Genomic DNA, 12086 nt, shown 5'->3' with positions numbered 1-12086 from the left:
AATGACGTACCTCACATATTGCGTGAAATTTCGCCGTCCTCAGAATTGCGCGTGACATTCCAAACGCTTACCGCACAGGAATCGCAAGGCTTTCCTACATCCTCCCACAGAATCAGCGCTCGCGTGCCCTCAATGTGTCCTATTTGACACGAGATGGGGCCGCGGACAGATCGCTGGTAAATTCAACTCGGGACTTTGATATCGTGGCGCTAATTAACAAAAGCTGAAGGCCGACGGGACTTCAGAGCAGAATTGAGGATGGGTGTGTGAGCAGGCTGATTATCCCCATTGCCGTGGCCTTGATGGCCCTGGGTGCGCCAAAGCTCGCGCTTTCCGAGGCGGCCGAGCGTGACACCCCTTTCAAGCGCGTCAAACCCAATGCCTCGGGCGGGCGCAACCTGATCAATATCCAAGTGGAACCTGTCGCCCCCGTCGAACGCGTGCTTGCCTATATACCCGAGGTGCCGCCCGCGCCGGCGGTGGTCAAGCGGATCGGGCCGCCGCTTTCGCCGCAAACCGGTGAGACGGGGTGGTTCTGGTCGGAACTGTCCCCCTCCATCACCGCGGCGGATCCGGACCGGCTGCTTACCAGCGTCGGGGTCATCTCGCGCAACAGCGGCGCCACGGCTGCCGGTATTCCGCGCCTGTCACGCCTGAACACCATGGCCGAGAAGTATGGGGCAAGCATTCTGAAGGCCACGGCGGGGCGTCGGGTGTCGCCCGCGCTGGTGCTTGCGGTCATGTCGGTGGAAAGTGCGGGCAAGCCCAAGGCGAAAAGCCATGCGGGCGCGGTCGGCCTGATGCAGCTGATGCCCGCCACGGCAAAGCGCTTTGGCGTGACCGACCGCACCGATCCGGATCAGAGCATCCGTGGCGGCGTTGAGTATCTCGAATTCCTGCTGAATGAATTCGGGGGCGACCCGCTTCTCGCGCTGGCGGGGTACAATGCCGGCGAGGGGGCGGTCCGCAAGAACAGCGGTGTGCCCAACTACGCCGAAACCCGCGCCTATGTGCCCAAGGTGGTCGCCGCCTGGAGCCAAGCCCGCCTGTTGTGCCTGAACCCGCCGTCGCGCGCGACGGACAGCTGTCTTTTCACCGGGGTCCGGACCGCGCAAAGATGAGCGAACGCCCTGTGCAGATGCGCCCGCTGGTCGTTGATCTCGACGGGACCTTCATCAGAAGCGATCTGCTCATGGAGTGTTTCTGGCGCGGCATGGGCGTCGCGCCGGTGCGCACCGTGCTGACCTCGGTGCGGCTGATCACGCGGCGCGCGGCGCTGAAGCAGGCGCTGGCCGAGATTGCCGCCCCCGATATCGAACGTCTGCCGCTGGACCCGGACGTGGGCAAGGCGATCGACGCGGCGCGCGCCGAAAGCCGGCCGGTTTGGCTGGTTTCGGGCTCGACGGATGTGCTGGTTCAGCGCGTCGCGCGCGAGCATGGGCCCTTCGCCTTCGCCGCCGGGTCCGATTCCGAGCGTAACCTGACCTCGACCCGCAAGGCCGATTACCTGCGCGAACAGACGGCGGAGCTGGACGGATACGACTATATAGGGGACAGCGCCGCCGATATCGCCGTCTGGCACGAGGCGAGGACATGTTATGCGGCGGGGGCCGAGCCGGGGTTCCTGAAGAAGCTTTCCGCGCGGGGAATCGCGGCCGAGCCCGTCGGCGGCCCCTGGAAGCGCCGGGCCTTGCTGCAGGCGATGCGCCCCCACCAGTGGCTGAAGAACCTGTTGTTGCTGTTGCCGCTTGTGGCGGCCCATCGATTCGACGCCGCGGCGCTGATCCCGGTCCTGCTCGGGATCGTCGCCTTCTCCGCGCTCGCCTCGTCGATCTATATCGTGAACGACCTGACCGACCTCGACGCGGATCGCCAGCATGAGAAGAAGCAGTTCCGCCCCTTCGCCAGCGGAGCGGTGCCGATTCGAACCGGGATGCTGGCCAGCCTGCTGCTCGGGCTGTTCGGCCTGGCGCTGGGGGCGATGATCGGATTCTGGATGTTCGTGGTGCTGGTGATCTACCTGGTCTGCACACTGTCCTATTCGATGCACCTCAAGCGCGTGCGCTGGGTCGACGTGGCGATGCTGGCGGCGCTTTATACGCTTCGCGTCGTCGCGGGGGCGGTGGCGGCGGGGGTCGTGGCCTCGGGCTGGTTGTTCGGCTTCATCTTCCCGGTGTTCCTGTCGCTGGGCTGCGTGAAACGCCTGACCGAGCTTAGCCGGGCGACGACCACGGGCTTCCTGCCAGGGCGGCGCTACCGGGTGGAGGACCGGGACGACCTGTTGAACGTCGGCATCCTTGCGGCGCATGGGGCGGTGGCCGTTTTCGTAGCGTATTCCTTCAGCGAAACGGCGGCGGTGCTTTACGACAGCCAGGTGACGCTCTGGGCGGTTGCGGCGCTGGTCGCGCTTTGGCTGACGCGGATGCTCTACACCGGTTGGACCGGGCAGCAGGACTACGATCCGATCATCTTCGCCATCACCGACAAGATCGGCGTGTCGCTGGTCGCGCTGTCGATCGCGTTGCTGGCCCTCGTGGCGGTCTGAGCGCTCAGATCTGAAGCTTCTTGAAGATCCGCTCGGGGATCATCCGGATGATCAGCATGATCAGGGTCCAGAAGATCGGCGTGTAGATCACGTTGCGCTTCTTTCGCAGGCCCTTGCGGATGTCGCGCGCCACGTCCGACGGGCTGGCGACAAGGAACATACCCTCAAGCCCCCAGGTCATGGCAGTGTCCACGAAGCCGGGTTTCACCGTCATCACGTGTACGCCCTTTCGCGCCATCCTGTTGCGGTGGCCCGACAGGAAGGTGTGAAAACCCGCCTTCGCCGCGCCGTAGACGTAGTTCCCGATCCGCCCCCTGTCCCCGGCGACCGAGCCGACGCCGACAACACTGCCCGCGCCGCGGGATTCCATCAACGGGGCGATATGCAACAGGAAACGCGCGGCGGCGGCGAAATTGTCGGTGACCACGCCATCGAGCAGGGCAGGGTCCGATTCGACCGCCTCTTGCGGGGGCATGGAGCCGGCGAAGACGGCGACGTTCACGACGCCGCCCGCAGCTTCCGCCCGCGCGATTATGGGGGCGAAACTGTCGGGATCGCGGGTGTCGAAGGCCATGACCTCGGCCAGGGCCGCGCCGCGCAGGCGCAGGTCGGCCGCGTCGCGCGCCAGGTCGTCGGCGTCGCGCCCGCACAGCAGCAGCTCATGGCCGTCCGCGGCAAGACTGCGCGCCAGCGCCCGCGCCATGGCGGAGCTTGCGCCCAGGATGATCCAGGTCTCGCTCATGATGCCCCCCTGAGGTTCAGCCGCGCGGAAAGGTCGGTTTCAAACAGGCCCTCGGGGTCGAGCCTCCGCACCAGCGCGCGGAAGTCAGGCAGCTCGGGATACATCGCGTCGATCTGCGCCGGCGTCGCCAGCGAATCCTTGGCCAGGTAGATCCTGCCGCCTGCCTCCACCGTCTGGTCGATCAGCGTATTGATCAGCGCTTCCGCCCCGCCGCGATTCGGGAAGTCCACGGCCAGCGTGTACCCCGCCATCGGGAAGGACATCGGGCCAGAGCGCCCGGCGCCCATCTTCTTCAGCACCGCCAGCGGCGCGGCGAGGCCCGAATCGGCGATCCGGCGCAGCATCGTATCGATGGTCATCGCCGCGCTGTCGGGGGGCAGCACGCATTGAAACTGGTGAAAGCCCTTCTTGCCGTAGAGCCGGTTCCAGTTGGTCAACCCGTCCAGCGGGTGGAAGAAGGACGCAAGCGGGCGCGTCCTGCGCTGCCCGGCAGAAGGGATGCGGCGGAAATAGGCGGCGTTGAAGGCGCGAACGACCGGCCCGGAAAGCACGAAGCCCGGCGGGGTGATCGGGATGTTGCGGGATTTCGCCACCGGCGCGAAGGCGGGCGCACGGTTGGAGACGCGCGCCTCTTCGAACACGCCGCGTCCAAGGGCGGGGCCTTTCGCCGTGGCGTCGATCCAGCCGACGGAGAACGGGGCGTCGCTGGCCTCGAACGCCTCCAGATACGCGGCGAGCGAGCCGATGCGCCATTCGTCCACGTCCACGAAGCCCGACGGACAGGGCGCAAGCCGGATCTTCGCGCTGAGGATGACACCGGTCAGGCCCATCCCGCCGAGCGTGGCGCGGAACACCTCGGGCTCGGTCGTTTCGCTGACATCGCGCGCGGTGCCGTCCGAGCCGATCAGGCGAATCGACAGGACCTGTGCGCCGAAGGTGCCCGCCTCGTGATGGTTCTTGCCGTGGACATCGGCGGCGATCGCCCCGCCCAGCGTGGCGAATCCCGTGCCGGGCAGCACCGCGGGCCGCCAGCCTTTTGGCGCGAAGGCGGTCAGGATGTCGCTCAGCTTCACGCCTGCCTCCGCCTCCAGCACGCCGGTGTCGGGATCGAAGGCGAGCATCCGGTCGAGCCGGGTCATGTCGAGGGCCGGACCCGCCGATTTCAGTGCCGCATCGCCGTAGGCGCGGCGCTGCCCCATGGCCGGGCCAAGCGGTGCGCCGTCCAGCATCCGGGCCTTTTCGGGGCGGGCGCGGCCCCCGGCGGCGCTCAGGACCCGGCCCCAGCCGGTGTAACGGTCACGATTGAGTTGCATGGGCACCTCTTGAAGCCTTGCGGGCGGCGATGGGAAAGACGAGCACCCCGATGGCTATGGCAAACCAGAGCGTTGTCAAGCGGATGACAGCTGTGGCGGGGATCGAGACGCTGAGCGGGATGCCCTGCAGCGACAGCAGTCCGACCATCACCGCCTCGGCCCCGCCAAGGCCGCCGGGCGCGCCGGTGGCACCACCGGTGATGGTGGCGATCAGGAAGATGCCGATGGCCGTCCACAGCGGCAGGGGCGCGTCCATCCAGGTGAGCAGAAGCCAGAAGGAAACGCCTTCCGCCGCCCAGCCGATGCCGCCAAGGGCGAGCGCGGGCAAGACCACCCGCCATTCCGAAAAGGGCGCGATGGCGCGCGCGGCACGCCGTGCCCGGGCGAACAGCCGGGGCCAGCGGCCGACGATACGCCAGAGTCCCTCGAGCATGGCGGCAAGAAGCCGCGCGCGGGTGACCATGATTGCAACCAGGATCGACAGCGCCGCGACCGGCAGCCCCGCCGCCGGGCCGATGGTCGAAAACGCGACGCTGATCGCGACGAGCAGCCCGATCGCCGCCAGGTCCGCCGCGCGGTCCATCAGCACTAGGGGGGCCGAGCGTTCGACCGGCGCGCCGCTTTCCAGCCAGATCCAGCGCAGGCGGATGAACTCGCCCAACCGCCCCGGCGTGACCGTCATGGCGAAACCGCCAAGGTAGTGGCGGATCGTCTGCACCGCGCTGAGGGGGATCGCCAGGACCCGCGCGTAAAGGTGCCAGCGGATCGCCCGGCACAGGTAGTTCACTGCCGCCAGCGCCAGCAGGGCCGCGATCTGCCAGGGGCGCAGGGCGCGGATGTGGGCCCAGGTTTCCTCCCAGCCGGTGGCGGCGGCGACACCGGCCAGCCCGAACAGCATCAGGCCTAGCAGCGCAGCGGTCAGCCACAGGTCGCGGCGCTGCATAAGCGGTCTGGCGATGGGGGGGCGGGCGCTCATCGGGTGGTCCTTGCCGGGGCGGATAAGGGCGGGGCGGATGCGGGGCCGCAAGGATGGCCCGGCCGCTGTGGCAACACAATGGCACAGGCCCGCAAGCCCGGCCATCGTTTCGCTTTTGCCGCAGGGGTGCAGGACGGTGCCGAGGCGATCCGCACAGGAAACACCTGCCGATCACTGTCGAAGAACAGGCGTGCACGGCCGCTTGGCAGGGTCTTCATCCTGGCCCCCAAACGCGCGAATGCCGCCGTGCTAGGCGGCGGCATTCGGAATATCCATGATGACACCCCGGCGGATGATTAACTCCGCCCGCCGGGAGGTGCCGGATCAGACCAGCGTCGCCTCGGTCGCGGCGCGGATGTCATCCTCGCTGACGCCCGGCGCCGTTTCGACGATCTTCAGACCGCCCTCGACCACATCAAAGACGCCGAGGTTGGTGATGATGCGGTCCACCACGCCCTTGCCGGTCAGGGGCAGGGTGCATTCCCTCAGGATCTTGGAATCGCCGTGCTTGTTGGTGTGGTCCATGATCACGATCACGCGGCCAACGCCTGCGACCAAGTCCATGGCGCCGCCCATCCCCTTGACCAGCTTGCCCGGGATCATCCAGTTCGCAAGATCGCCATTCTCGGCCACTTCCATCGCGCCCAGGATCGCCGCCGCGATCTTGCCGCCGCGGATCATCGCGAAGCTTTGCGCGGAGTCGAAATAGGCAGTGCGGTTCAGCTCGGTGATGGTCTGCTTGCCGGCGTTGATCAGGTCGGGGTCTTCCTCGCCCTCGTAAGGGAAGGGGCCCATGCCGAGCATGCCGTTTTCCGACTGAAGGGTGATGTCCTTGTCGCCCACGTAGTTGGCCACCAGCGTCGGGATCCCGATGCCGAGGTTCACATACATGCCGTCTTCGAGTTCTTCTGCCGCCCGTGCGGCCATCTGGTTGCGATCCCAGGGCATCATCATTTCCTTCTATTCAGTTGGGTTCCATGTCGATTTCGGGAGCTGGCAGTCCCAGATGTTCCAGCAATGAACGCCAGACCTCCACCCCGTAATCCGCGTTCATATGTCGCCTGTCGCCGGAGTTGTTCGTCTTCCTGGGGTCCATCGCGATGGATTGCCTCAATCCCCCTGAGCGAAGGTTGAACTTCGGATGAGTATAGCCGTGCGCGGCGATGGTCGAAACCGGTTGCGGTAAGTGTTCTATTCCGAGTTTTTCGAGCTTCGCCTTTACCAGCGTCGCTAGCTTATCGTAAGCTTTCGGCGCGGTCTCGGGTGGCAGGGGCTTCGTATGCTCGAACGCCTCGCCGTCGAAGTCGCGATAAGCTCGTCTTGGTCCGCCGAGGAGTATAAGCCGCTGATTTTTCCAACCATGCCAAAGGGGCGGCGGCATCGCCCGGTCGACGGTGTCCTCCAGGAAGGCCTCAAATGCCGCGCGGGACATTGGCGGCTTTTTTCCGGACTTTGGGAAACCGTCAACGTTATGGTGGCGGAAGAACTGCTCGACCAACTCAGCTTCTGTTATGTACCCGGCGACCACGACAACATCCGCAGACGACAGATCGATCTCAGTGGATTGGCCGAGCCCTTCGAGGATCTTAAGCGTTGCCTTCCCGACGCGATCCGGTGCGCGCAGTATGAGGTCTCTATCCAGCTGGAACTGGAAAAACTCTTGGCGGGGAGCGCCAAAAAACTCGATGGTAATCCCTTCGGTGCGTAAAGAAATGGCGTCCCAGCCTTGTTTGATCGCCCCGAGATGGGATGTCCCCAGAAGCACAACCCTGATCATTTCGCAAAGGACTCCAAAAGAACTTCTTCGCAAACGATGTCGTCTTCGCGATTTGAACGTGCCCTTCTTCGTTTCCGCAGGTCTACCGGGCGCGTCTTTAGCTCCGACATATTGCGGGTGGCACCATGCGCCTTCAGGAAAAGCGACATTGCCTTTTCGACGCCTTCTTGGGACACGGATCGCTTGTTTGACTCGAAGTAGGCCCCCCGCGAATTGAGGGACGTAATAATTTCATAGGATGGAAAGTAATCTACGTCATCAAACTCATGGTACAGTTCACCGCATACCGCCCGAAGGACCGCTTTCGAGTGGCTGTTCGCAACCTCCACATGTGCGCCGGATGCGGTCGCAGTGAGCGGTACCGGTGAGGTCGTGATTATGAATTTTGGATTCTTGTCGCTGATTTTCTTCAATGTTTCCCGAAATGACACGAAGTCATCCAAGATTTCCGAGTGCTTGTAGTTCCGGAACGAGAACCGCGCCGGATCGTATCTACCGGCCATTGTTCCGGGGGCCGTCGGGTAGACCGTTCCGGTTTCTTCGTGGACCCAGGCTTCGGTCAGCCCGAAGGTGAAGACGAAAACATCGCAGCCTTGGAACGCTCTCAAGGCGTGCGTCAGATGGGACGAGCGATGCCGGATCACGTCTTCTCTGGTTTCAAACCCTGTCGGTTCGACACTTGGACGCTGGGCATCGAAATACCTGCCGTTGTGTTCCCAGACGGGTTCTGCCGGAGTTACGTTGCCAAGGCATTCACCCAGAAGCTGATTTAACTGCCGGACCGTATAGATGTTTCCATAGCGGGCGGAATACATGCCATACCCAAATTTCTGTGCGACTGTATCGCTTACCCCTTTGGGCGCAGGTTCCGTGTCCATTACGCGAAACCTGGCGTTTCTCAGCGCGCGGCCTACGTGTTGAGCGAAGCAGGAGCCAGCTGTAGTAATTCTGGCGTTCTTGTCCAATCCGAACTTGGGATCGTAAAGATCGCCGGGATCAAGTGGACTGCGTTCGGCGACTGCCGTTTTCCAGTACGCCCGCTCAGGCAAGTCTTTGTAAGGGCTGGAGGTGTTCATCTCGCTCTCACGGTGCGCTGTTCGATACGTTTCTCGTGAGTGCCCTGGATCAGGCGGTGCACGTAGATGCCGGGCAGGTGGATCTTGTCCGGGTCGAGCGAGCCTGTGGGGACGATCTCCTCCACTTCGGCGACGCAGATCTTGCCGCAGGTCGCGGCGGGCACGTTGAAGTTGCGCGCCGTCTTGCGGAAGACCAGGTTGCCGGTCTCGTCCGCTTTCCAGGCCTTCACGATGGCGAGGTCGGCGAAGATGCCTTCCTCCATGATGTAGGTCTCGCCGTTGAAGTCCTTGTGCTCCTTGCCGTCGGCGATGACTGTGCCGACACCGGTCTTGGTGTAGAAGCCGGGAATGCCCGCGCCGCCCGCGCGCATCCGCTCGGCCAGGGTGCCCTGGGGGTTGAATTCCAGCTCAAGCTCGCCCGAAAGGTACTGGCGCATGAACTCAGCGTTCTCCCCAACGTAGGAGGACATCATCTTCTTCACCTGGCGCGTCTGCAACAAGAGGCCAAGGCCGAAATCGTCAACGCCCGCGTTGTTCGAGGCGACGGTCAGATCCTTGACCCCGTGGTCGCGAATGGCGGCGATCAGAAGCTCGGGGATGCCGCATAAGCCGAATCCTCCGGCCGCGATGAGCATCCCGTCGTGCAATACGCCGTCGAGCGCTTCGGCGGCGGTGTCGAAAACCTTCTGCATGGTGTTCCTTCCCGAATGTCCTTGCCCCCGCGTTAATCGGACGCCAGACCGGAAGGGTCAAGCCCTTGCGTTTTGGGCCTCCGGGGTGGTTGCCAGCGCTTGCAGGGCAAGGCTCGGGCCCCATATCGCGCGCGGGTCGCTCGGGGTGCGTTCCAGCAGCGGGGCTTGGAGGATGAGAATGCGTTCGGCCCTGCTGTCGGCAATTTGCGCGTCGATCAGCGCGGCCTGCGCGGCGGCATCGTCCCGTTTCGTCGTCGCGTGAAGATGCGGGACCAGCGTGAAGGTGACGTCGGCCACGGCGCAGACCGGGGCATAGACCGCGCGCAGGTTCGGCTCGGCCGCCGGAATGGCGTAGAGGATCTCCAGCGGGCTGTCGTCCCGCGCCAGGCTGGCGGCGATCATCCCGTCAGCGCTGACCTGGCCCGGCGTGCAGACAAGCGAGGAATAGCTTGAGCACGTCAGAAGCGCGCGATCCGCGGTCCGTCCGAGCCGCGCGAGGTTCTCCGAAATCTCCGCCACGGCGGTGTCGTGCAGTCCCATCTGGGCGCGCAGCCGGATGTCGGAGCGCAGGAAATGCGTCAGCCGTGCGCCCCGGGGCGCCGCCGCTTCAAAGGGGGCGATGTTGATGGAGTGAAGGTGAAGGCAAAAGATATCCATGTGTCTTTGCTTCCGTGAATTGATTGAATTTTTTAGAATTTCTAATGGGCGTCTTGATGGCGAAATAGGTATGAGCCTTGTGAATTGTTATTAAGTGGCTGTGAATTTGGTTCATTATGTGTCTGTGGCGCAGTGTCGGCCCCGGACGCGGCACGGCGCAGCGATAATCTTCACTGTCGGCCACAAAAAAATTTGCCGGTCGCGCCCGGCGCGGCGCGTTCAAGGGCGTGGCTCGCTGTGTCCCGGCGGCGGGGCCTAGCTAGGTTACTTCAGCAGCTTCTCGACTTCCTTCATAAGGGCCATGACCTCTCGGGTTGCGGGGGAAGATCGCGCCAGCCCCAGCGCCGTCGTGGCGGCCGCGAAACCGTTCGAAAAGGCGACGCGGTTGCCCAGCGTGGTGTTCAGGATCTCGGCGTCCTGCTCTTTCAGAACCTCGCGGATCATATCGACCGCCGTCCCACGCGGGGGCACCCGGTTCAGCACGATCCGCGCCGGCGTCTTTTCCCGCCTCGCCATTTCCAGCACCGGGGCGGAGGCCCAGGCGTCCAGCACCGAGGGCTGGCAGGGCACCAGCACCAGGTCGCTTTCCCGCACCGCGGCCTCCAGCAGGTTGGAGGCATTGCCGGGGCAGTCGACCAGCGTCACCTGGTGCTTGCGTGCCATGTCCTTGATGTCGGACCCGGCGCGCCAGCCGGCGCTTTCGATGACCGTGTAGTCATGGTCGCGCTGGTGCCCGGCCCAGGACGACAGCGAACGTTGCGGGTCCAGGTCGACCAGCGCGACCGATTTGCGCCCGTTGGCCCAGGCATGGGCCAGGTGCGCCAGCACGGTCGTCTTGCCCGCGCCGCCCTTTTGTTGTGCGAATACGATAATCATGGATGGTCCTCCGGCATGGTGATGCCACATGGCCCTTCGCTGAGCGGGAGCTTTCCCACACCAATCGAATTGATGCACTGCAACATAAAAATTGCCGCGCCGCAATACGCCAGATCAGCGCAGGTCGCCGCAGGGCAGGGCGGTGGTGTAGGGCACGCTGCGCGCGAAGGCGGTGGCGAAGGTCTCCGCGCCGCTCAGGATCCAGGCGGCGCGGATCGGCCCGGCGTGGGTGACGACGACTGCGCCCTCGGCATCGGCCAGCGCGGCGGCGACCCTTTGTTTCAGCGCATTGAAGCTTTCCCCGCCCGGCGGGGCGAGGGTTTCCGGGTCTTCCGCCCAGGGGTCGCTTTCCGTGCGCGGGATATCCTGCCAGCACCGCCCCTCCCACGCGCCGAAGTCCAGTTCCTGCAGGCGCGGGTCCGTGCTCAGCGGCAGGGTGAGCGCGTCGGCCAGCCCTTCTGCCAGCGTCAGGGCCCGCTCTGCGGGTGAGCTGACGATGGCGGGCGGGCGCGCCGGCCCGAGGTCCAGCTCATGGGCGAGCCGGCGCACATCCGCGCCCCAGCCCGGCGCGAGCGGCGGATCGTGGCGGCCGTAGCACAGGCCCGGCGCGACGACGCGCGGGTGGCGGATCAGCGTCAGGCCCATGCGGCGCACAGCACCAGCAGCACCGTGATCTCGGCCAGTTGCGCGATCAGGCCCAGCCCGTCCCCGGTATAGCCGCCAAGGCGCGCGTTCAGGCGCTGGCGCGCGATCAGCATCGCGCCAAGCCCCGCCAATAGTGCCGCCAGCCCCCATGCGCCGCCAAGGACAAGGGCGGCGAGCAGGGCGAGGATCAGCGCGATGCCCGCCTCGGCCCCGCTGGTGCCGCGCGCCCCGCTGGCCAGGCCGGTCTCCCGTGCGTAGTCCATGCTGACAAGGGCGCTCACGATGGCCGTGCGCGCGACCGTATGCGCCAGGATCAGCGCCGCAAGACCCGGCGCGCCGCCAAGGCTGGCCAGGGCGGCAATGCGCAGGATCAGCGACATGCCAAGGGCCAGCGCGCCATAGGTGCCGATGCGGCTGTCGCGCATGATCTCCAACGCGCGCTCACGGGTCGCGCCGCCGCCGAGCCCGTCGGCACAGTCGGCAAGGCCATCCTCGTGCAGGGCGCCGGTCAGCAGAAGCTGCGCGCAAAGCGCCAGCGCGGCGGCGGGCAGCGGGGGCAGGCCAAGGCCGAGCGCGCCCAGCCAGACCAGCCCGGCGATCAGCCCGACCAGCGCGCCGACCAGCGGGAAATACCGCGCCGCCCGCGCCAGACCGTCCTCGGGCCAGGGATCGGGGCCACGCAGGGGCAGGCGGGTCAGGAACACCAGCGCGAGTCCCAGCCGTTCGATTTCGCGTTGCAGCCCGGTCATCCCTGTCGCACCCTTGTCCGTGAGCCGGGCGCGGTGCC

At 65.4% G+C, this 12086-nt stretch carries 14 protein-coding genes; 3 read left to right on the top strand and 11 right to left on the bottom strand.

The genetic code is table 11. The features are described 5' to 3' along the window. Positions 1–266 precede the first annotated feature (266 nt). Both DJ029_RS06875 and DJ029_RS06870 read left to right on the top strand, forming a co-directional pair. Entirely contained in the window at positions 267–1121 is an 855-nt protein-coding gene (locus DJ029_RS06875; protein WP_232822998.1) for a lytic transglycosylase domain-containing protein, read from the top strand. After that, complete coding sequence (locus DJ029_RS06870) at positions 1118–2545, top strand: UbiA family prenyltransferase (RefSeq protein ID WP_112321614.1); 1428 nt, start codon at positions 1118–1120, stop codon at positions 2543–2545. The genes DJ029_RS06875 and DJ029_RS06870 overlap by 4 nt, the downstream gene beginning before the upstream one ends. 4 nt (positions 2546–2549) lie before the next feature. Here the strand turns inward: DJ029_RS06870 and DJ029_RS06865 are convergent, their stop codons facing one another. From DJ029_RS06865 to DJ029_RS06855, 3 genes are read right to left on the bottom strand one after another with little or no spacing between them, the layout of a single operon-like run. Further along, positions 2550–3287 (bottom strand): SDR family NAD(P)-dependent oxidoreductase, encoded by a 738-nt coding sequence (locus DJ029_RS06865; protein ID WP_112321613.1) that lies wholly within the window; start codon positions 3285–3287, stop codon positions 2550–2552. Then, complete coding sequence (locus DJ029_RS06860) at positions 3284–4600, bottom strand: FAD-binding oxidoreductase (protein WP_112321612.1); 1317 nt, start codon at positions 4598–4600, stop codon at positions 3284–3286. The genes DJ029_RS06865 and DJ029_RS06860 overlap by 4 nt, the downstream gene beginning before the upstream one ends. Next, a complete protein-coding gene (locus DJ029_RS06855; protein WP_112321611.1) occupies positions 4584–5576 on the bottom strand; it encodes a lysylphosphatidylglycerol synthase transmembrane domain-containing protein in 993 nt (330 codons plus the stop codon). Before DJ029_RS06855 ends, DJ029_RS06860 begins: the two co-directional genes overlap by 17 nt. A gap of 78 nt (positions 5577–5654) precedes the next feature. Here DJ029_RS06855 and DJ029_RS06850 point away from each other — a divergent pair, with 78 nt between their 5' ends. After that, positions 5655–5876 (top strand): hypothetical protein, encoded by a 222-nt coding sequence (locus tag DJ029_RS06850; protein WP_157966288.1) that lies wholly within the window; start codon positions 5655–5657, stop codon positions 5874–5876. Between the two features lie 24 nt (positions 5877–5900). Here DJ029_RS06850 and DJ029_RS06845 read toward each other — a convergent pair whose 3' ends face one another. The 8 genes from DJ029_RS06845 to cobS form a co-directional block, all read right to left on the bottom strand. Next, on the bottom strand, positions 5901–6524 hold the full coding sequence (locus tag DJ029_RS06845; RefSeq protein WP_112322000.1) for a CoA transferase subunit B: 624 nt from the start codon (positions 6522–6524) through the stop codon (positions 5901–5903). A 16-nt stretch (positions 6525–6540) separates the two neighbouring features. Then, complete coding sequence (locus tag DJ029_RS06840; RefSeq protein ID WP_112321609.1) at positions 6541–7353, bottom strand: hypothetical protein; 813 nt, start codon at positions 7351–7353, stop codon at positions 6541–6543. Then, entirely contained in the window at positions 7350–8429 is a 1080-nt protein-coding gene (locus DJ029_RS06835) for a GSCFA domain-containing protein (protein ID WP_112321608.1), read from the bottom strand. The genes DJ029_RS06840 and DJ029_RS06835 overlap by 4 nt, the downstream gene beginning before the upstream one ends. Next, entirely contained in the window at positions 8426–9121 is a 696-nt protein-coding gene (locus DJ029_RS06830) for a CoA transferase subunit A (RefSeq protein WP_112321607.1), read from the bottom strand. The genes DJ029_RS06835 and DJ029_RS06830 overlap by 4 nt, the downstream gene beginning before the upstream one ends. 57 nt (positions 9122–9178) lie before the next feature. Continuing rightward, positions 9179–9778, bottom strand: a complete 600-nt coding sequence (locus DJ029_RS06825) for a hypothetical protein (RefSeq protein WP_112321606.1) — start codon at positions 9776–9778, stop codon at positions 9179–9181. 264 nt (positions 9779–10042) lie between these two features. After that, complete coding sequence (gene parA, locus DJ029_RS06820; RefSeq protein WP_157966287.1) at positions 10043–10654, bottom strand: ParA family partition ATPase; 612 nt, start codon at positions 10652–10654, stop codon at positions 10043–10045. Between the two features lie 114 nt (positions 10655–10768). After that, the gene (locus DJ029_RS06815) at positions 10769–11299 is read right to left on the bottom strand and encodes a histidine phosphatase family protein (protein ID WP_112321604.1); all 531 of its coding nucleotides are present in this window, start codon (positions 11297–11299) and stop codon (positions 10769–10771) included. Then, the gene (gene cobS / locus DJ029_RS06810; RefSeq protein ID WP_112321603.1) at positions 11290–12048 is read right to left on the bottom strand and encodes an adenosylcobinamide-GDP ribazoletransferase; all 759 of its coding nucleotides are present in this window, start codon (positions 12046–12048) and stop codon (positions 11290–11292) included. Before cobS ends, DJ029_RS06815 begins: the two co-directional genes overlap by 10 nt. Positions 12049–12086 lie beyond the last annotated feature (38 nt).

The organism is Oceanibium sediminis (assembly GCF_003265325.1).
GTDB lineage: Bacteria > Pseudomonadota > Alphaproteobacteria > Rhodobacterales > Rhodobacteraceae > Halovulum > Halovulum sediminis.
Note: the sequence above shows the minus strand (reverse complement) of the source record. Positions and strands in the feature narration are given on the sequence as shown.

Coding starts and splice junctions, on each gene's coding strand:
- DJ029_RS06870 (WP_112321614.1), top strand. CDS start 1,118: ATGAGCGAACGCCCTGTGCAGATGCGCCCGCTGGTCGTTGATCTCGAC.
- DJ029_RS06815 (WP_112321604.1), bottom strand. CDS start 11,299: ATGGGCCTGACGCTGATCCGCCACCCGCGCGTCGTCGCGCCGGGCCTG.
- DJ029_RS06850 (WP_157966288.1), top strand. CDS start 5,655: ATGGCACAGGCCCGCAAGCCCGGCCATCGTTTCGCTTTTGCCGCAGGG.
- DJ029_RS06860 (WP_112321612.1), bottom strand. CDS start 4,600: ATGCAACTCAATCGTGACCGTTACACCGGCTGGGGCCGGGTCCTGAGC.
- DJ029_RS06830 (WP_112321607.1), bottom strand. CDS start 9,121: ATGCAGAAGGTTTTCGACACCGCCGCCGAAGCGCTCGACGGCGTATTG.
- DJ029_RS06825 (WP_112321606.1), bottom strand. CDS start 9,778: ATGGATATCTTTTGCCTTCACCTTCACTCCATCAACATCGCCCCCTTT.
- DJ029_RS06845 (WP_112322000.1), bottom strand. CDS start 6,524: ATGCCCTGGGATCGCAACCAGATGGCCGCACGGGCGGCAGAAGAACTC.
- DJ029_RS06865 (WP_112321613.1), bottom strand. CDS start 3,287: ATGAGCGAGACCTGGATCATCCTGGGCGCAAGCTCCGCCATGGCGCGG.
- cobS (WP_112321603.1), bottom strand. CDS start 12,048: ATGACCGGGCTGCAACGCGAAATCGAACGGCTGGGACTCGCGCTGGTG.
- DJ029_RS06840 (WP_112321609.1), bottom strand. CDS start 7,353: ATGATCAGGGTTGTGCTTCTGGGGACATCCCATCTCGGGGCGATCAAA.
- parA (WP_157966287.1), bottom strand. CDS start 10,654: ATGATTATCGTATTCGCACAACAAAAGGGCGGCGCGGGCAAGACGACC.
- DJ029_RS06835 (WP_112321608.1), bottom strand. CDS start 8,429: ATGAACACCTCCAGCCCTTACAAAGACTTGCCTGAGCGGGCGTACTGG.
- DJ029_RS06855 (WP_112321611.1), bottom strand. CDS start 5,576: ATGAGCGCCCGCCCCCCCATCGCCAGACCGCTTATGCAGCGCCGCGAC.